Genomic DNA, 18,734 nt, shown 5'->3' on the forward strand with positions numbered 1-18,734 from the left:
AACATGGCGGATGAAAACCCCAAGATGCGCCTCGGCCGCGGCCTCGCGGCCTTACTCGGCGATGTCGGCAACGAAACGACAGCCGAGGCGCGGCACCGCAGCCAGCGACGGGTCCCGATCGAGTTCCTGCGACCCAACCCGTTGAATCCTCGACAGAGCTTCCCGGAAGCCGAGCTGGAGGAATTGGCGGCTTCGATTCGGGAGCGTGACATTATTCAGCCGATCGTGGTGCGCGGGGTCGCCGGAACGGTTGATGCGTTCGAAATCATTGCCGGCGAGCGGCGCTGGCGCGCGGCGCAACGGGCCGGTCTGCATGATGTGCCGGTGGTGATCGTCGAGGCGGATGATCGCCAGGCACTGGAATTCGCGATCATCGAGAACATCCAGCGGGCCGATCTCAACCCGATGGACGAGGCCCGGGGTTACGAGAACCTGATCGCGCAATTCGGGTATTCGCAATCCGATCTCGCCAAGGTGATGGGCAAGAGTCGCAGCCATGTGGCGAATACGTTGCGGCTGGCCCGGCTGCCGGACCGAGTCAAGGAAATGGTCGTCGGCGGGGATCTTTCCGCCGGGCATGCCCGCGCGTTGCTTGCGGTTTCCGATCCGGAGCTGATCGCCCGCAGGATTGTCGCCCAGGGGCTGACGGTGCGCGATATTGAACGCATCGCGCAGCGCGAGGCGGAAAGCCCCGAAGAGGCAAAGCCCCCCAAGCACAAATCCGCGGAGCGCGACGCGGACACCGCCGCACTCGAGGCGCGCCTGTCCGACATTCTTGGGCTCGAAGTCTCGATCGACCATCGCGGGGACAAGGGCGGCGCGGTGCGCATCCGCTACCGGACCCTCGAGCAGCTCGAAGCCCTGAGTCATCGCCTCGCAAGCATCGCCTCAGCGCCGGCGTGACGCCAGGGCGATAGACCAGAGCGCACGGATTGCGATGGTCTCCTCGAGGGATGCCGTCCGCCGCGCCTGATCCTGGGCCGCGGCGAGAAGGTCGATCGCGCGGGTGATGCGCGTGGCGTCCCAGGATTGCGCCTGGCTGCGAACCCGGTCGAGCCGCCGGAAGAAAACCCGTTCTTGCCGCAGGGCCGCGTCGAACCCGCCCTCGCGCCGGGCGAGCGTCAGTCGGCGCAACATCAGCGCGTGGTTCAGCGCCAGCGCCAGCAGGCCGGACGGATTGATTCCCTCCCGAAATGATCGCAATGCGACGGTCTCGATCTCTTCGAGGCGGCCTTCAAAGGCACGGTCGACCGGTTCCGTGCCTGCGAGTTCGGTGCTGTCCGTGATCAGCTCCAGGACATCCTCGGCATCGACGCTCAGCCTGCCATGACAATAAAGCAGCACTTTATCGATCTCGCCTTCGGCCAGAGCCTGGTCGGTTCCGAGCAGGTCACCGAGTGCCGCCCGCGCGACCGGGGTCACGGAAAGCCCGGTCTCTGCCGCGCGCTGGTCAACGAGCGCCAGGATATCCTGCCGTGTCGGCGGATAGCAGGCGATCACCGCAGCCTGCGCCGCCTGTTCGAGCGCAATGCGCAGCGGCGAGGCCTTCGCGAGTTCGTCGGCGACAAGGATAACGATCGAATCGAGCGGCGGCACTTCGATCAGCGGCTGCCAGGCGGATTTGGCAAGACGGCCGGCGCCGGGCACCAGAATGAGGCGGCGGCCGCCGAACATCGAGATCGAATTGGCCTCATCGAGCAGACGGGCGGGGTCCGCCGCAAGCGTGTCGGCATCGAGTTCGACCCGGTTCATCGGATCGGGGTCGGGGCCGAGAACGGCTGCCGCCACCTGTCCGGCGCGCGCGCGAACCCCGCCCTCGTCGGAGCCATGGATCAGGATCAGCGGCGTCTCGCGCCAGCCCGATTTCAGGAAACGCGGAAGATCCCCGGGCCGGATGACGGCCATGAATCAGGTCTCGTCGCCGGGATCTGCCGCCGGCACCGTCTCGGGATCGTCGAGCGGCGGCGAGAGCTCGGGCGTCTGGCCGGCGCCGGCGTTTGCGCCGTCATTGACCAGGGCGCTGGTCACGATGATCTTCAGGCGTTCGGCCAGCGCCTTGGCGACGCGCTCCTCGGCGTCGCGTTGGGCGCGCAGCGTGGCGTAACGCTGCTGCGAGCGGTCGAACGAAGCCGAGGCATAGGTCTTGCCGGATGCCCGGATGCGGCCCTTTTCCTTCTGATCGACCAGCACATAGACGGCTTCGACCTGGAGCGTCGCGATCTGTGCGCGCCCCGTCTGCTGGTCGATGATCGTGGCGGCGCTCGATTGCTTGGTCTTCACCTTGAGCAGGAAGCGGCCCCCGCTGGTGGGGGCGGCGCCGCCGGTCAGCAGGAAATCGAGCTCCGACTTGAGATTGTATCCGAGATATCCCTCAACGCGCTCGACCGACACCTCCGCCAGAAGCGCCGAGACCCGGGAGGGCCCGCTTCCGATCCGAGGCGTGTGGACCGGCTGGATGCAGCCGGAAAGGCCCAACGCGAGCATCGCCGGAGCCAGGAAACGCGCGAGGGGCAGGCCAATCATGCCGGGAACCTTTCAGAGAACAATATTGACGATGCGTTTCGGCACCACAATCACCTTGCGGATCGGTTTGCCTTCGAGCAATGCACCGATCGCCGCATCGGCGCGCGCCATCGCCTCGACCGCTGCCGCATCGGCCTCTGCCGGCACCTCGATGTCGCCGCGCTTGCGGCCATTGATCTGGACCGGCAGCAGCAGCCTGTCTTCCCGCACGAGCGCCGGATCGGCGACCGGCCAGGCGGCGTCGGCGACGAGACCATCTTCGTTGAGTTCCGCCCAGCATTCCTCGGCAAGATGCGGCATCATCGGGGCGAAGAGCTGAACCATAACGCGAACAGCCTCCCGGATCGCGGGGCCGGTTTCGTCGGAACGTTCCGCCAGCGCCGCAGCGATGGTGTTGGACAGATCGTGGATATGGGCAATGCAGCGATTGAATCGGAGGCGTTCCAGATCCTCGCTGACCGAAAGCACTGCCTTGTGCGCGGCCCGCGTCACTGCCGGCACGGTGTCGGTGCTGCCTTCACGCGGCAGATCCGCCGCCTCGGTGACGAGACGCCAGATCTTCTGCACGAAGCGGCCCGCACCCTGAACGCCTTCCTCTGACCAGATGACATCGCGTTCAGGCGGCGAATCCGAAAGCATGAACCAGCGCGCGGTGTCGGCGCCATAGCTTGCGATAATGTCGTCAGGGTCGACGACATTCTTCTTCGATTTCGACATCTTCTCGATCGAGCCGATGATCGCCTCGCGGCCGCTTTCGATCTCGACCGCCCGGCGGCCATGCTCGCCGGTTTCAATACGGATCTCGGCCGGCGACACCCAGGCGCCATCGGCATTGCGATAGGTCTCGTGCACAACCATGCCTTGGGTGAAGAGCCCCTCGAACGGCTCCTTGATATCCGCATGGCCGGTCAGGGACATTGCCCGGGTGAAGAAGCGCGAGTAGAGCAAATGCAGGATCGCATGCTCGATCCCACCGATATATTGATCGACCGGAAGCCATTTGGCGATTGCGGCCGGGCTGGTTGGCGAATCGGCATTGAACGGGTCGGTGAAGCGGGCGAAATACCACGACGAATCAACGAATGTATCCATCGTGTCGGTTTCGCGACGCGCCGGCTTGCCGCATTGCGGGCAGGGAACATGCCGCCATGTCGGATGCCGGTCGAGCGGATTGCCCGGCTTGTCGAAATCGACATCGTCGGGGAGCGTGACGGGGAGCGCCTGATTCGGAACCGGAACGATGCCGCAATCCTCGCAATGGATGATTGGGATGGGGCAGCCCCAGTAACGCTGGCGGGAGATACCCCAATCGCGCAGGCGGAAATTGACCTTGCGGGCCGCGACCGGCGCGCCGGCAATCGTTTCGGCTTCGAGGCGGGCGGCGACGGCCTCCTTTGCGGCGGCGATGGTCAATCCGTCGAGGAAGCCTGAATTGAACACCACGCCATCATCGAGATAGGGCGGAGCCTCGCGCGAAAACGCGGCATTGGCCTCGGCATCGCTCATCTCCGCGGGCCGGACCACCGGTTTGATCGGCAGGGCGTAGCGCGTCGCGAAATCGTGGTCGCGCTGATCATGGGCCGGGCAGCCGAAGATCGCGCCGGTTCCATAATCCATCAGGATGAAATTGGCGACATAGACCGGGAGCTCCCAGGTCGGATCGAAGGGATGCCGGGCACGGATACCCGTATCATAGCCGCGCTTCTCGGCCGTTTCGAGCGTCGCCTGGGAGGTTCCCATGCGCCGGCATTCCTCGATGAAGGCCTGAAGCGCCGGGTCCTGCGCGCCTGCGGTCTTGGCAAGCGGGTGATCGGCCGCGATCGCCATGAAGGAGGCTCCCCCCAGCGTATCCGGGCGGGTGGTGTAGATTTCGAGCGTATCGAAGCCGGCCGGTGCAGATTCCGGGACAAGCGCCCAGCGGATCGTCAATCCTTCGGAGCGGCCGATCCAGTTCGCCTGCATCAGCCGGACCTTTTCCGGCCAGCGCGTCAGCCCATCGAGCGCGTTCAGCAGCTCTTCCGAGAAATCGGAGATGCGGAGGAACCATTGTGTCAGCTCACGCTGTTCGACCAGCGCGCCGGACCGCCAGCCGCGGCCGTCGATCACCTGCTCATTGGCTAAGACGGTGTGGTCGACGGGGTCCCAGTTGACCTTGGAGGTCTTGCGCGCGACGAGCCCGGCCTTGAGGAAATCCAGGAACATCCGCTGCTGATGCTTGTAGTAATCCGGGTCGCAGGTCGCAAATTCCCGTGACCAATCGAGCGAGAGGCCCATGGATTTGAGCTGGGCCTTCATCGTCGCGATGTTCTGGTAGGTCCAGGTGGCGGGGTGGACCTTCTTTTCCATCGCGGCGTTCTCGGCCGGCATGCCGAACGCATCCCAGCCCATCGGATGCAGGACCGCGTAACCCTTGGCGCGGCGATAGCGCGCAACCACATCGCCCATCGCGTAATTGCGGACATGCCCCATATGGATGCGCCCCGACGGATAGGGGAACATCTCAAGCACGTAATATTTGGGGCGCGGATCGTCCGTCCTGGTCTTGAAGACCTGCTTCTCGTCCCAGATCTTTTGCCAGCGGGGCTCGGCCTCGCGGAAATTGTATCGGCTTGCGCGCATCGGAATTCCGGTCTCACTGCCCGGCAGCGGAGCCCGCTGGCCGGCGAATGCGATTGGGTATGGACATCATTCCGCCTTTACGGTCAACGGAGATCGCGGCGAAATTGTCGGCGCGTGAACCTGATCTGGCAAGGAAGTCCGGCGGATGGGCGGAGAGCAGCAGTCCGGCGAGGAACGGCATTGGGGCGGGGACGGGCATTCCGGCGTGGCCGAGGCGCTGGCGGGCATCCGTGCAGCGATCGCGCGGGCCGAGGCCGATCACGGCCGGCCGGCGGGGTCCGTCACGCTGGTCGCGGTGTCGAAGACCAAGGATGCGGATGCGATCCGCCCCGCCCTGGCGGCCGGGCAGCGGGTGTTCGGCGAGAATCGCGTGCAGGAGGCGCAGGCGAAATGGCCCGGCCTGCGCGCGGAACAATCCGGCATCGAGCTGCATCTCATCGGACCGCTCCAGACCAACAAGCTGCGCGAGGCGGTTGCGTTGTTCGATGTGATCGAGACGCTCGATCGCGAGAAGCTCGCGCGGGCGCTGGCGGAGGAGCGCATCCGCAGCGGACGTTGCCCGCGCCTGCTGGTTCAGGTCAATACCGGTGGCGAGCCGCAGAAGGCGGGCGTGGCCCCCGAGGAGGCTGATGCCTTTCTCCGTCTCTGCCGCGAGACTTTGGATCTGCCGGTCGAGGGGCTGATGTGCATTCCCCCGGTCGACGAGCCACCGTCGCCGCATTTTGCGCTGCTTGCGGAAATCGCCCGGCGCCACCGGCTGCCGGTGCTTTCCATGGGCATGAGTGCCGATTTCGACGCCGCGATCCAGCTGGGCGCGACGCATGTGCGGATCGGCTCGGCGATTTTCGGGGCGCGGCCGCCGCTCAGCGGATCACGATCCGCGTCCGCCGGGTGAGGCAGGCGACGACCCGATCGATATAGCGGGCCGGGATGCCGATGCAGCCGGCCGTCGGCCCGCCATCGGGGCGGGCGAGATGCAGGAAGATCGCGCTGCCGCGCCCCTGCCGGCGCGGGCGACGGTTCCAGTCCAGCTCGATGACCACATCATAGAGCGCATCGGCGCGCATCATGTCCTCGTGGCTCGCGGCATAGGGTTTCCGGACCAGGCGGTTGTAGTTCCTGTCGCCCGGCACCTCGCACCAACCGTCGCCGGGGCGGATGGGGCGCATCGGCAGCCGGCAGCGCGGGCGCAGGCGCCGGTCCTGGCGCCAGAAGCCGCGCACGGGTCGCAGGGTGCAGGCCGGCGTCGCCCCGTCGCCCTCGCGCTTGGCGTGGCGCGTGCCGGTTCGGCCGATGCGGCAGGGCAAGCATAGCGACCCGATCCGCAGCCGCGCGAGATGCGGCGGACGTCCGGTGGCGGAAAAGCCGGTCCGGTCGACCAGGGCCAGGCGCGGCAGCCGGTGGCGGGGCGGGGTGGAAATCGGGATGGGCATGGACCATTCTCGCGCGATCAATTCACCGCAACTCGGCGTGACAGAACCGTGAGGGGCTTCAAATCCGGAGCCTGCCTTGCCATGGTCCGGCGAGTCAGCGCAACCTGTCTCCGCCGTGCCGGATCATCGAGACCCGGCCCGCGGAAACGCGAGTCAACGAGGGAAGTTCGATGAGCAATGTCCGCAAGATCCTCGTCTGCGACGATGATAACGAATTGCGTGCGGCGCTGGTCGAGCAATTGCAGATCTATGACGAGTTCCAGATCAAGGACACCGCTACCGGCTCGCAGGCCGTGCAACTCGCCAAGGCCGACCATTTCGATCTTCTGATCATGGATGTCGGCCTGCCGGACATCGATGGGCGCGAGGCGGTCAAGATCCTGCGCAAGGGGTCGTTCCGTTCGCCGATCATCATGCTGACGGGGCATGACGGCGAAGCGGACACGATCCTCGGGCTCGAGGCCGGCGCGAACGATTATGTCACGAAGCCGTTCCGCTTCGCGGTGCTGCTCGCGCGGATCCGCGCCCATCTCCGGCAGCACGAGGCGAGCGACGACGCCATCTTCTCCGTCGGCCCCTATACCTTCCGGCCGGGCGCCAAGCTGCTCGTGACCGAAAAGGGCTCCAAGATCCGGCTGACCGAGAAGGAGACCGCGATCCTGCGCTTCCTCTACCGGGCCGGCCAGCGGGTCATCGGGCGCGATGTCCTGCTGCAGGAGGTCTGGGGCTATAACGCCAATGTCACCACCCATACGCTTGAGACGCATATCTATCGTCTGCGCCAGAAGATCGAGGTCGATCCGGGGCGGGCGCGGATCCTTGTCACCGAGAGCGGCGGCTACAAGCTCGTTCCCTGAGGTTTCCGATGCGGCTCGAGGACATCATCGCTTTGCTCCGCACGCTTCCGCTCTTCGCGCGGGTGGATGTCGAGGCGCTGCGTCTGCTCGCCTTCTCGGCGGTGCAGCGCAATCTCCGGCCGGGCGACACGCTGTTCCGCCGCGGTGAACTCGCCGATGGTGGCTACCTCGTCGTGAGCGGCGCCATCGTGCTCGATCGCGCTGATGACGGCTCACCCTCGCCGCATGTCTTCGGTGCGGGGACGCTGCTCGGGCAGATGGCGCTGTTCGCCCCGATCGAGCGTCCGGCGACGGCGTTGGCGCGCGAGCCGACAAGCGTGCTTGCCTTCTCGCGCGACCTGATGTTGAAGGTGCTCGATGCGCATCCCGAAAGCGCGGTGATCCTGCGCGATACGCTCGCGGCCGAAAGCCGGCGTCTTGGCGAGCGGCTCCGAAATCTGGCCTTCTGAGTCTTCAGCCGAGATCAAGCGTCACCATCACCGGCACATGATCCGAGGGACGCTCCCAGCCACGCGTCTCGCGCAGGATCTGGCCTGAATGCAGGGTGTCGCCAAGCGCGCGGCCCAGCCAGACATGATCGAGCCGGCGCCCCTTGTCGGCCTTGTCCCAGTCCGGCGAGCGGTAGCTCCACCACGAATAGACCTTCTCCGGTTCCGGTTTCAGAACCCGCATCGCATCGACCCATTCCCCGGCCGAGATCGCTTCCGTCAGCCCGCGCGTTTCGACCGGCGTGTGGCTCACGACGTCGAGGAGTTGCTTGTGGCTCCAGACATCGTGTTCCAGCGGCGCAATGTTGAGGTCGCCGACCAGGATCGCGCGCGGATCGTTGCGGCGCGTCGTTTCGGAAAACCGCTGCAATTCCTCCACGAAGGCAAGCTTGTGGGCGAATTTGGGATTGGCCTCGGGATCGGGGAGATCGCCGCCGGCCGGGACGTAGAAATTGTGGATGCGGATCGCGTCGGCGCCTTGGCCGATCGTCGCGGCGATATGGCGCGCGTCGGGTTTCCCGCACATGTCGCGCTTTTCGCAAGGCGTTATCGGCCGGCGCGAAAGGATGGCGACGCCGTTATAGCCCTTGATGCCCGCAATCGCCTGATACCCGTAGCCGGCCTTGGCGAAGGCGCCACGCGGGAACAGGTCATCCGGGCATTTCGTCTCCTGGAGGCAGAGCACGTCCGGGTGTTGTTCGAGCAGGAAGCGCAGGACCTGGTCGAGGCGCAGACGCACGGAATTGATGTTCCAGGTGGCGATGGTGAGCGGCGACGGCATGAAGGAGGGATCCCGGCGGCATGGCCGGGCCATTTAATCCATTCGCGGCGATACGGAATACCGCCCCCGCGCCGGGACGGCAATTATCCTGACATTTCCGGGCCGGGCCGGCTCAGCGCGGGTTGATCAGCGGCTGGTCGTCGATCACGAACAGCGCCTTGTCGGGCAGGGCGGCGAGGTTGAGGTTGGACAGCATCACCCGCGTCGTTGCGCCCTGCGGGTCCGTGACGGTCCATTCCTTCAGCGCATGGCTTTCGCCGTCGAAGACGACGCGGATCTTCGAGGTGCCGCCGATCGTGCCGCGATCCTCGATATCGAGCAGGATTTCTGCGCCGGCGCGCCGGAGATCGATCACTTTTGCATCCTTGGCGATGTCGATCTTCGGCTGGAGCAGGAACTTGAGCGGCGTCTGACCGATCAGATAAAGGTCCTGGGTGTTGAGCTTGCGGTCGCGGATCGCGACGGAGCGGCCGTCGGACACGATCTCCAGCGTTGCCGGAGGGTTGTATTCGAATCGCATCCGGCCTGGCCGCAGCAGATGCAGCACGCCGCCGAAACGCCGCCCGTCCGGGGAGATCTGCACGAAATCGGCGCGCAGGCCGCGCATCGCGTTGAAATAGCCGTTCACCCGGTCGAGGCTCGGCGGCGTTCCCTGGGCCGGCATATTCGGAACGGGCATGTTCGCGGCCGGTGCGCCGGCATTCGCCTTGGCGGGGTCGGGCGTGGCGGGGCGCACGGGCGGGAGCGGCGCCTGCGCCTGGGCGTAGTGGCGTGTGCCGGCGTCCGGCGCGGCCGGCGCCGCCCCTGCGGCGAGCGCGAGCGGCAGGGCAAGGATGGCGGCGCGGAGGAAAGGCTGCATCGGGGTTCGACCTTCAAGACGAACGGGTGGCGCAAGACGCGCAGGTTGCGGCGACGGCGTTTGCGGGGCGGTATGCCAACGCACGACTGGCTAGGCTCTCCTTATGGCCAAATCGCGACGATCCGTCTTCCTCCTAGTCGTCGCGGCCGGCGGTTTCGATGAGGATTTCGCGCTTGCCGGCATGGTTTGCGGGGCCGACGATGCCCTCGCGCTCCATGCGCTCGATGATCGAGGCCGCGCGGTTGTAGCCGATCTGCAGGCGGCGCTGGACATAGGAGGTCGAGGCCTTCTTGTCGCGCAGAACCACCGCCACGGCCTGATCGTAGAGATCTGCCGGCTCTTCGCCGAAATTGCCCTTGTCGAATACAGCCCCGTCCTGCTCGCAGGCGGCGCTCTCCTCGCCTTCGAGATCGACGGTGACGGCATCGACATAATCCGGCCGGCCCTGCGTCTTGAGATGCGCCACAACCTTCTCGACCTCCTGGTCGGAGATGAAGGGGCCGTGCACGCGGCTGATGCGACCGCCGCCGGCCATGTAGAGCATGTCGCCCTGGCCGAGGAGCTGCTCGGCGCCCATCTCCCCGAGAATGGTGCGGCTGTCGATCTTCGACGTCACCTGGAAGGAGATACGGGTCGGGAAATTGGCCTTGATCGTGCCGGTGATGACATCCACCGACGGACGCTGCGTTGCCATCACGATATGGATGCCGGCGGCGCGCGCCATCTGCGCGAGACGCTGCACCGCGCCCTCGATCTCCTTGCCGGCGACGAGCATGAGATCCGCCATCTCGTCGACGATGACGACGATGTAAGGCAGCCTCTCGAGCGCCATCACCTCCTCTTCGTAGATGGCCTCGCCGGTTTCGCGGTCATAGCCGGTCTGGATCGTGCGGGTGATGGCCTCGCCACGCGCCCGCGCCTCGTCCATGCGGGCATTGTAGCCGTCGATGTTGCGGACGCCGATCTTCGACATCTTGCGATAGCGGTCCTCCATCTCGCGGACCGCCCATTTGAGCGCCACCACCGCCTTCTTCGGATCGGTCACCACCGGCGAGAGCAGGTGCGGGATGCCGTCGTAGATCGAGAGTTCGAGCATCTTCGGATCGATCATGATCAGCCGGCATTCCTCGGGCTTCAGCCGGTAGAGCAGCGAGCAGATCATGGTGTTGATCGCGACCGATTTGCCCGAACCCGTGGTGCCGGCGACGAGCAGATGCGGCATGCGCGCCAGATCGACGATCACCGGCTCGCCGCCAATCGTCTTGCCGAGGCAGATCGCAAGCTTGAGCTTGGATTTCTCGAAATCCTCGGAGGCGAGTAATTCGCGCAGCAACACGGTCTCGCGCTTGGCGTTGGGCAGTTCGATGCCGATCGCGTTGCGGCCGGGAACCACCGCGACGCGCGCGGCCACCGCGCTCATCGAGCGGGCGATATCCTCCGCGAGGCCGATGACGCGCGAGGATTTGGTGCCGGGCGCCGGTTCGAGTTCGTAGAGCGTGACGACCGGACCGGGCCGGACATTGATGATCTCGCCGCGCACGCCGAAATCGTCGAGCACCCCCTCAAGCAGGCGGGCATTCTGTTCGAGCGCATCGGTCGAGACCTGTGGCGTCGCGTTGCGCTTCGGTTCGGCAAGCAGGGCGAGCGGCGGGAACTGGTATTCCTGATGGTCGAAGATCGAGACCTGCTGCTCGCGCAATTCGCGCCGCCCCGGCTTGAGCGCACCGGCCGGCGCGCTGACCCGCGCGGCACCGGAGGGCTCGGGCGGCAGGGGCTCCGGGTCCGCCGCAGCCGGTCGGCGCGGGGCGATCTCCTCGATGAAAGGATCGCTGTCATCGTCGAAACCGCCGCGCGGGATGTCCCGGGCCGGCCCGCCGGCCAGAACCGGCTCGCGGCGGATCGGCGCAGCCTCGCGCCGTTCGGCGGCGATCGAAGGCCGGGCGAGCCGGGCCGCGACGCGGCGCCACAGACCGCGCAGCATGTAGCCGAAATGTAGGATGGCACCGACCGCGAGAATGGCGAGCGAGGGCTCGTCATCATGCGCCTCGTCCGGCTCGACCTGATCCGTCGCCGGGGCGTCACCGAGCCCCCGGATCAGGAGCGAGAAGGACACGATCGCCCCGAGGCCGAACAGGAGGCCGGCAACAAGGCGCCCGAAGCCCTGCGCCCCCAGGCCGATCCAGCCCGTCACGGCAAGGATCTGGTCGCCGATCGCGCCACCGAGCCCGGTGGGCAGCGGCCAGCTCTCTGCCACCGGCAGCGCCGCGGCAAAACCGGAAGCCGAGACCAGCCCCGCAAGGCCGAGCACGATCCTGAACCGGAAACGCTCCTCCTCGCGCAGCCAGAGCAGGCGCGCGCCGATGAGGGCGATGGCGATGGTGATCGCCGCCGCGGCGATCCCGAACAGCTGCATGCCGAGATCGGCGACGATCGCACCGGGATAGCCGAGCAGATTCTGCGCCTTGCCGGCGGTGGCATGGCTGAGGCTCGGGTCGCGTACCGACCAGGAGGCAAAGGCGAGCCCCAGGGCTGCGGCAATCGCGACGAGGCCGATGCCGATCAGATCCTTCATGCGCCGCGACAGGCTTTCGCGCATGTCGTGGGGAAGAACGTCGAGCGAGGATTGCGTGAGGCGCGTCGTCCGCATCACCATGCCGTTCCCTTACGCGTGACCCGGAACCCCGCCCGGCGGGGTGGAAGGCGGCCTGGCGACACCGGAAGCGCGTCATGGTTTCCGGAACGACAAGGCCGGTCCGGATTATGGCGTGATCCGGTTAAGGCTCTGTTTGCACCGGCCGCGCCGCGCGGCAGGCAGGCGCCCTGCCGGAAACGAAAAAGCGGGCGCCGCGTTGCGGCACCCGCCTTTCCGTCGGCCGGGGGGAGGAGGAGGCCCGCCCGGCCTCGCGGCTTCGCGTCAGGAATTGTAGGCGCGTTCGCCGTGGCTTGCGATGTCGAGGCCTTCGCGCTCCTGCTCCTGCGGCACGCGCAGGCCGATCAGGATATCGACGAGCTTGAACAGGATCGCCGACACGATGCCGGAATAGAGCAGCGTGAAGACGACGGCCTTGATCTGCGCCGTCACCGCCGGGCCGAATTCATAGGCCGCGGTGACAAGTTCGCCGGGCTTCGATTCGTAATCCGCGATGCCCGCGCCGCCGAGCGCCGGGTTGACCAGGATGCCGGTGCCGATCGCGCCGATGATGCCGCCGACGCAATGCACGCCGAACACGTCGAGGCTGTCGTCATAGCCGAGCGCGTTCTTGATGGTGGTGCAGGCGAAGAAGCACACGGCGCCGGCAACGAGGCCGAGCACGATCGAGCCCATCGGTCCGGCGAAGCCGGAGGCCGGGGTCACCGCCACGAGGCCGGCGACGACGCCCGAGGCCAGGCCGAGCAGCGAGGGTTTGCCCTTGACCGCCCATTCGACGATCAGCCAGGCGAAGCCGGCGGCCGCGGTGGCGACGAAGGTGTTCACCAGCGCGAGCACCGCGGTGCCGTTCGCCTCGAGATTCGAGCCGGCATTGAAGCCGAACCAGCCCACCCAGAGCAATGCGGCGCCGATCATGGTCATCGTCAGCGAGTGCGGGGCCATCAGGTCACGGCCATAGCCGATCCGCTTGCCGATCAGCAGCGCGCCGACAAGGCCCGCGATGCCGGCATTGATATGCACCACGGTGCCGCCCGCGAAATCGAGCGCGCCCCATTTGAAGAGCAGGCCGGCATCTGCCTTCACCTCGTCGAGCTTGGCCTGCGCCGCCTTCTTGGCGGCTTCATCCGCGGCCGCGGCGACGGCCTTGGCGGCATCGGCGATCGCGTCCGGCCCCGGCCAATACCAGACCATGTGCGCCATCGGGAAATAGACGAGCGTCACCCAGAGTGCGACGAAGACCAGCACCGCCGAGAAGCGCACGCGTTCGGCGAAAGCGCCGACGATTAACGCCGGCGTGATGCAGGCGAAGGTCATCTGGAACGCCATGTAGACCAGTTCCGGGATGACGACGCCGTTCGAGAAGGTCGCGACATTCTTGGTTGCATCGACGCCCATCAGGAAGGCCTTGTCGAAGCCGCCAACGAAATCGTTGAGGCCGCCGCCGCCGGTGAAGGCCAGCGAATAGCCATAGAAGACCCAGATGAGCGACACCATGCAGACGATGGCGAGGATCTGGGTCAGGACGGACAGCATGTTCTTGCCGCGCACGAGGCCGCCATAGAACAGGGCGAGGCCGGGAATCGTCATCAGCAGGACGAGCAGGGTCGAGACCATCATCCAGGTGATGTCGCCCTTGTTGGGTGCCGGCGCTTCGGCGGCGAAAGCGGGGAGCGCAAGCAGCGCCAGCGCGGCGCCCGCGGTGAGCCCCCGGGGCAGGAGGGTGCGGAAAGACGTCATGGGATCATACCTCTCTTCTGGCCGGAGGATCAGAGCGCTTCGCCGTCGCGCTCGCCGGTGCGGATCCGGAGTGCACGCTCGACGGGCTGGACGAAGATCTTGCCGTCGCCGATCTGCCCGGTGCGGGCGGATTGGGTGATCGCCTCGATCACCTTGTCGGTCAGCGCGGTGTCGACCGCGACTTCGAGCTTGATCTTGGGCAGGAAGCTGACAGCGTATTCTGCGCCGCGATAGATTTCGGTATGCCCCTTCTGTCGCCCATAGCCCTTGACCTCGGTGACGGTCATGCCATGGACGCCCAAGGAAGTGAGCGCGTCACGCACCTCCTCGAGCTTGAATGGCTTGATGATGGCGGTGACGAGTTTCATGTCTCTCTCCTTGCCGGACTTTGCCTCGAAAACCGCTGTTTCGCCCCCCAGGGTCCGATCCCCGCGGCAGGCCAGCGCAGGTTGGTAAACAAGCCCCGTGCCAGAATCGGCGGTTGACAATGTTTGCGGTGGGGGATGCCGCTGATTCGCGGCGGGAGAGCCGGGCGGCCGGGGAAATCGTCTTCCGGCGGCGCGAGATCTGCGGCGCGGACACGTCGCAGCGCAGGCACAATGCCTAAAGCAGCGCCATCGCTGCTTCGGGATGCCTAAACAATCGGCAATCTGTCCGGAATGGTGTCAGCCCTGGCGACGCAGGCGAATCAGCCCTTCCTGCGCCACGGAGGCCACGAGCCGGCCGTCAGCGGTGTAGATCAGCCCGCGCCCTAGGCCGCGCGCATGGCCGCTCCACGGGCTGTCCTGGGCATAGAGCAGCCATTCGTCGGCGCGGAACGGTTCGTGGAACCACAGGGCGTGATCGAGGCTCGCGGCCTGGATCTCGGGATAGGCGACGCTCTTGCCATGCGGCACCGCAGCCGAATCGAGCAGCGTCATATCCGAGGCATAGGCCAGCACCACCGCGTGCAGCGCGGGATCGTCCGGAAGCCGCCCGGTGGCGCGGAACCAGATGCTCTGCACCGGATCGGCCGGTGCGCGCCTGAAATAGCGTTCGGGATCGCAGGGGCGGAGTTCGATCGGCCTTTCACGCAGCCAATAGCCGCGGCGATCCTCGGGAATGCTCTCGAGATAGGGCCGGAGCGCCTCGCCGCCGGGCAGTTCCTCCGGGCGCGGCACCGGCGGCATCGGCGTCTCGTGGTGCAGGCCCGGCTCCTCGGCATGGTAGGAAGCCATCATGGCGAAGATCGATTCGCCGTTCTGGATCGCCCGCACCCGGCGGGTGGTGAAGGAGCGGCCGTCGCGGATGCGATCCACCTCGTAGAGGATCGGCCGCGCCGGATCGCCCGGCAACATGAAATAGCCGTGCAGCGAATGGACGGCGCGGCCCTCGACCGTGCGGTTCGCCGCGACAAGCGATTGCGCGATCACCTGCCCGCCGAAGACGCGGCCCCAGCCGAGGCCGGGCGAGACGCCGCGCCAGAGATTCTTCTCCAGCGGCTCGAGGTCGAGGATCGCGCACAGGGTATCGATGCCGGTCATGCGGGGAATGGTCCGTTAAGGCGGGGCAACAGCGTGGCGGGCGTGGCGGGGCGCGTCAAGCGGCAAGACCTTCGCGGCGCTCCCGGCCCTTCCTGCGTCATGCAGTTCGACCTATATCATCATTATGATGGCTCGGCACGACATTCTCATCGGCGGGTTCGGCGCCGCCGGCGCGGCGACCGCGCTGGCGCTTGTCGCGGGCGGTGTGCCCGCACGCGATCTCCTGATCCTGGACCCCGCCGCCGGCGCCGACGGGCCGGAACGGGTGCCCGACGCCCGGATCCTGGCGCTCAATACGGGGTCTCGGCGGTTTCTCGCGACGCTCGGGGTCTGGGATGACGTGGCGGATGCCGCCCATCCGATGACCGGGTTCGCGATCTCGGACAGCGCGCTCGGCGAAGAGATCCGGCCGGCGCTGGCGACGATCGGCATGGAGGATGGCGCGGAGCCGATCGCGCATCTGGTTCCGCTCGGCCGCCTGACGGCTGCGCTGCGGGTGCGGGTGCGGGAGGCGGGGATCGCGGTGCGGGTCGTGCCGATCACCGCTCTTTCTGCCGGACCGGATGCGATGCGCGTCGAGAGCGGGGACCGGGCCGATAGCGCCCGGCTGCTTGTCGGCGCGGATGGGGCGCATTCCCCGATCCGCCGCCTCGCCGGCATTCCGTTTCACGGCTGGGCCTATGGTCAGACCGCGATCGTCGCGACGATCCGCCACACGCTGCCGCATGAGGGGCGGGCGGTGCAGCATTTCCTGCCCGCCGGCCCTTTCGCGATGCTGCCGCTCGACGAGGGCCGCTCCTCGATCGTCTGGAGCGAGGCCGGGGCAGTGGCGCGCGCGGTTCTCGCCGCCGATCCCGAAGCGCAGCGGCGCGAGATTGCCCGGCGCGCGGCGGGCTGGCGCGGCGAGATCCTGGCGGTGGAAGCCTTGTCTGCGCATCCGCTGAACCTGCGGCTGGCGCGGCGCTTCGTCGCGTCCCGCCTCGCGCTGGTGGCGGATGCGGCGCATATCGTCCATCCGCTGGCCGGGCAGGGGCTCAATCTCGGCTTCGCGGATGCCGCGACGCTGGCGGAGATGGTGCTTGAAAGGCTGCGGCTCGGGCTCGATCCCGGCGCGCCGGATCTGCTCGCGGCCTATCAGGCGCGCCGGCGCCCTCCGGCGGTGGCGATGGCCTGCGCCACCGATGGCATCAACCGGCTGTTCTCCAACGATTCCGGTCCGCTGCGGCTGATGCGTGATTTCGGGGCGGGACTTTTCGAGCGGATCCCCGGCGCGAAAGCCTGGCTGATGGCGCAGGCTTCGGGCGTGGCGGATGGCGCGCCGCAACCTTCACAGGACGGGCGCGGCTGAACGCTCAGCCCTCGATGCGCCGTGCCTCTTCCGGCAGCATGATCGGAATGCCGTCGCGGATCGGGTAGGCGAGGCGCGCGGCGCGGCTGATCAGTTCCTGGTTCACCGCGTCGTAATCGAGTGTCGTCTTGGTCACCGGGCAGACCAGCAATTCAAGCAATTTGGGGTCGATGCCGCCCATAGGCGCAGGGGGTGCGGCGGAACTCGGCGGATGGGCGGGACCGGCTTCCGGCATGGGAATCTTCCTCACTGGATGGGGATGGCTGTCCTTACTGCATCCGCGTGCTGCCGTCACCGTTCTCGCGTGCAATTTCGATCTCGGTCAGCGCCACCAGCATCTCGGCGCGAGCCTTGAGATCCGCGGCTTCGAGCAGCGCCTGCTTCTCCGGCACGCCGAACGGCGCCATCATCGACAGGGCGTTGACCAGCGCCTCGTTCGGCGCGGCGTTGACGTTCTCCCAATCGATCTCGACCCGGTTGGCGACCGAAAACGCGCGCAACGCCGCGACCAGCGCGGCGCGGTCGACCAGCTCCTCGCCACGGCGGGGCTCAAGGTCGGTCTCGAACGGCGTGAAATCCACCTGCGCCTGCCGGAACAGCGTCGTCGTTGCCGGTTCCGCGACGATCCGGAACCGGGCGATGCCCGTGAGCTGGATCAGGTAGCGCCCATCGCCGGTTTCCGCGATCTGGGTGATCCGCCCGGCGCAGCCGACCGGATAGAGCGCGGGCAGGCCGATGTCCGGGGAATGGGCCGGATCGGGCTGGATCATGCCGATGAGCCGCGGGCCGGCCAAAGCGGCATCGACCATCGCGAGATAGCGTGGTTCGAAGATATTGAGCGGGATCTGCCCGCGCGGCAGCAGCAGCGCTCCCGGCAGCGGAAACAGCGGCAGCGTCGCGGGGAGGTCGGCGGCGCGGGCGTAATGCACATTGCTCGGCATGGGAGCCTCCCTCGGATGCGCCTCCCGGCTCAGGCGAACAGCGTGGCGGAGAGCTGGCGGCGGCCGATCAGCGTCGCCTCGTCCGTCGGCCCCCAGGCGTCGAAGAACTGGATGAGCTGGCGGCGCGCGGCCTCGTCGTTCCAGCCGCGGTCCTTGCGCAGGATGGCGATGAGATGTTCGACCGCCTCGAGCCGCTTGCCGCGCGCGTTGAGCGCCAGCGCAAGATCGAACCGCGCCTGGTGATCCGCCGGCTGCGCCTCGACCTTGCGCAGCAGCGTGCCGATATCGCCGAAGGCTTCCGCCTGTTCGGCCAGTTCGAGCGCGGCGCGGGCGCCGGTGATCGCGGCATGATCGGCCTTGGCGGGGGGCGCCGATTCCAGGATGCGCCGCGCCTGGACGAGATTGCCGGCAAGCACCTGCGCCCGGACGATGCCGCCGAGCGCGTCGGGGTTCTCGGGGTCCTCCGCAAGAACCGCGGCATAGCGTTCGGCGGCGCCGACAGCATCGCCGAGATCGAGCTGAGCCTTGGCCTCGGCGAGCAGAGCCGCAGCATCGGCGCCGACCGGCCCGACGAGACGCTCGATGAAGCCCTTGATCTGGCTCTCTGGCAGGGCGCCGACGAATCCGTCGACCGGCTGGCCGCGATCGAAGGCGAAGACCGCGGGGATCGACTGGACGCCGAGCTGGCCGGCGATCTGCGGATGTTCGTCGATATTCATCTTGACGAGCTTCACCCGGCCCTTGGCCGCGCGCACGGCCTTTTCGATGGTCGGGCCGAGCTGCTTGCACGGCCCGCACCAGGGTGCCCAGAAATCGACGAGCACCGGCTGCTTCATCGATTCCGCGAGCACGTCCTGGCGGAAGCCGGCCGTGGTCGTATCCTTCACGAGATCGCCGGCGGGGCCGGGCTGGCCGGAATTCAGCAGATCGGAGCTCATCGGGCGCAATGTCCTTTCGGGCGCGGTAAGGCGGCAC

Annotated in this window: 18 protein-coding genes; 5 read left to right on the forward strand and 13 right to left on the reverse strand. The window is 67.1% G+C overall.

Annotation, left to right across the window (positions count from 1 at the left end; translation table 11 throughout):
• The first annotated feature begins 3 nt into the window (after positions 1–3).
• Positions 4–903, forward strand: coding sequence for a ParB/RepB/Spo0J family partition protein (locus FWJ24_RS00645; protein WP_150285855.1), 900 nt, complete (start codon positions 4–6; stop codon positions 901–903).
• Here FWJ24_RS00645 and holA read toward each other — a convergent pair.
• Genes holA through leuS form a run of 3 tightly spaced genes read right to left on the reverse strand, consistent with a single transcriptional unit; the run spans position 889 to position 5,142 of the window.
• Positions 889–1,905: a DNA polymerase III subunit delta gene (holA, locus tag FWJ24_RS00650; protein WP_150285856.1), complete on the reverse strand. Its 1,017-nt coding sequence runs from the start codon at positions 1,903–1,905 to the stop codon at positions 889–891. The two genes, FWJ24_RS00645 and holA, sit on opposite strands and share 15 nt — an antisense overlap.
• A 3-nt stretch (positions 1,906–1,908) precedes the next feature.
• On the reverse strand, positions 1,909–2,523 hold the full coding sequence (locus FWJ24_RS00655; protein ID WP_150285857.1) for a hypothetical protein: 615 nt from the start codon (positions 2,521–2,523) through the stop codon (positions 1,909–1,911).
• A gap of 12 nt (positions 2,524–2,535) precedes the next feature.
• Complete coding sequence (leuS, locus tag FWJ24_RS00660; protein WP_150285858.1) at positions 2,536–5,142, reverse strand: leucine--tRNA ligase; 2,607 nt, start codon at positions 5,140–5,142, stop codon at positions 2,536–2,538.
• 145 nt (positions 5,143–5,287) lie between these two features.
• Here leuS and FWJ24_RS00665 point away from each other — a divergent pair, with 145 nt between their 5' ends.
• A complete protein-coding gene (locus FWJ24_RS00665) occupies positions 5,288–6,037 on the forward strand; it encodes a YggS family pyridoxal phosphate-dependent enzyme (RefSeq protein WP_150285859.1) in 750 nt (249 codons plus the stop codon).
• Here FWJ24_RS00665 and FWJ24_RS00670 read toward each other — a convergent pair.
• Positions 6,006–6,575 carry a L,D-transpeptidase family protein gene (locus FWJ24_RS00670; protein ID WP_246155451.1) on the reverse strand — a complete coding sequence of 190 codons (570 nt, stop codon included), beginning with the start codon at positions 6,573–6,575 and terminating at the stop codon, positions 6,006–6,008. The two genes, FWJ24_RS00665 and FWJ24_RS00670, sit on opposite strands and share 32 nt — an antisense overlap.
• 170 nt (positions 6,576–6,745) lie before the next feature.
• On the opposite strand from FWJ24_RS00670, the gene FWJ24_RS00675 reads away from it, so the two are divergent.
• Both FWJ24_RS00675 and FWJ24_RS00680 read left to right on the forward strand, forming a co-directional pair.
• Positions 6,746–7,432 (forward strand): response regulator transcription factor, encoded by a 687-nt coding sequence (locus tag FWJ24_RS00675; protein ID WP_150285860.1) that lies wholly within the window; start codon positions 6,746–6,748, stop codon positions 7,430–7,432.
• 8 nt (positions 7,433–7,440) lie between these two features.
• On the forward strand, positions 7,441–7,881 hold the full coding sequence (locus FWJ24_RS00680) for a Crp/Fnr family transcriptional regulator (RefSeq protein ID WP_150285861.1): 441 nt from the start codon (positions 7,441–7,443) through the stop codon (positions 7,879–7,881).
• 4 nt (positions 7,882–7,885) lie between these two features.
• Here the strand turns inward: FWJ24_RS00680 and xth are convergent, their stop codons facing one another.
• The 6 genes from xth to FWJ24_RS00710 all read right to left on the reverse strand — a co-directional run bounded on the left by xth (position 7,886) and on the right by FWJ24_RS00710 (position 15,470).
• Complete coding sequence (xth, locus tag FWJ24_RS00685) at positions 7,886–8,701, reverse strand: exodeoxyribonuclease III (RefSeq protein ID WP_150285862.1); 816 nt, start codon at positions 8,699–8,701, stop codon at positions 7,886–7,888.
• A gap of 112 nt (positions 8,702–8,813) precedes the next feature.
• The gene (locus FWJ24_RS00690) at positions 8,814–9,560 is read right to left on the reverse strand and encodes a LolA family protein (protein WP_150285863.1); all 747 of its coding nucleotides are present in this window, start codon (positions 9,558–9,560) and stop codon (positions 8,814–8,816) included.
• A 133-nt stretch (positions 9,561–9,693) separates the two neighbouring features.
• Positions 9,694–12,207: a DNA translocase FtsK gene (locus tag FWJ24_RS00695; protein WP_150286604.1), complete on the reverse strand. Its 2,514-nt coding sequence runs from the start codon at positions 12,205–12,207 to the stop codon at positions 9,694–9,696.
• A 267-nt stretch (positions 12,208–12,474) separates the two neighbouring features.
• A complete protein-coding gene (locus tag FWJ24_RS00700; RefSeq protein WP_150285864.1) occupies positions 12,475–13,947 on the reverse strand; it encodes an ammonium transporter in 1,473 nt (490 codons plus the stop codon).
• Positions 13,948–13,976: 29 nt separating this feature from the next.
• The gene (locus tag FWJ24_RS00705; RefSeq protein ID WP_150285865.1) at positions 13,977–14,315 is read right to left on the reverse strand and encodes a P-II family nitrogen regulator; all 339 of its coding nucleotides are present in this window, start codon (positions 14,313–14,315) and stop codon (positions 13,977–13,979) included.
• 297 nt (positions 14,316–14,612) lie between these two features.
• Entirely contained in the window at positions 14,613–15,470 is an 858-nt protein-coding gene (locus tag FWJ24_RS00710) for an acyl-CoA thioesterase (protein ID WP_150285866.1), read from the reverse strand.
• Between the two features lie 127 nt (positions 15,471–15,597).
• On the opposite strand from FWJ24_RS00710, the gene FWJ24_RS00715 reads away from it, so the two are divergent.
• Complete coding sequence (locus FWJ24_RS00715; protein WP_166443534.1) at positions 15,598–16,818, forward strand: FAD-dependent monooxygenase; 1,221 nt, start codon at positions 15,598–15,600, stop codon at positions 16,816–16,818.
• Between the two features lie 4 nt (positions 16,819–16,822).
• On the opposite strand, the gene FWJ24_RS00720 is transcribed toward FWJ24_RS00715, so the two are convergent.
• The 3 genes from FWJ24_RS00720 to trxA all read right to left on the reverse strand — a co-directional run bounded on the left by FWJ24_RS00720 (position 16,823) and on the right by trxA (position 18,697).
• On the reverse strand, positions 16,823–16,999 hold the full coding sequence (locus tag FWJ24_RS00720) for a Trm112 family protein (protein ID WP_150286605.1): 177 nt from the start codon (positions 16,997–16,999) through the stop codon (positions 16,823–16,825).
• Between the two features lie 88 nt (positions 17,000–17,087).
• Complete coding sequence (locus tag FWJ24_RS00725) at positions 17,088–17,759, reverse strand: LON peptidase substrate-binding domain-containing protein (protein WP_150285868.1); 672 nt, start codon at positions 17,757–17,759, stop codon at positions 17,088–17,090.
• 29 nt (positions 17,760–17,788) lie between these two features.
• Positions 17,789–18,697 carry a thioredoxin gene (trxA, locus tag FWJ24_RS00730; protein WP_150285869.1) on the reverse strand — a complete coding sequence of 303 codons (909 nt, stop codon included), beginning with the start codon at positions 18,695–18,697 and terminating at the stop codon, positions 17,789–17,791.
• Between the last annotated feature and the right edge of the window lie 37 nt (positions 18,698–18,734).

The organism is Rhabdaerophilum calidifontis (assembly GCF_008641065.1).
Classification (GTDB): Bacteria; Pseudomonadota; Alphaproteobacteria; order Rhizobiales; family Beijerinckiaceae; genus Rhabdaerophilum; species Rhabdaerophilum calidifontis.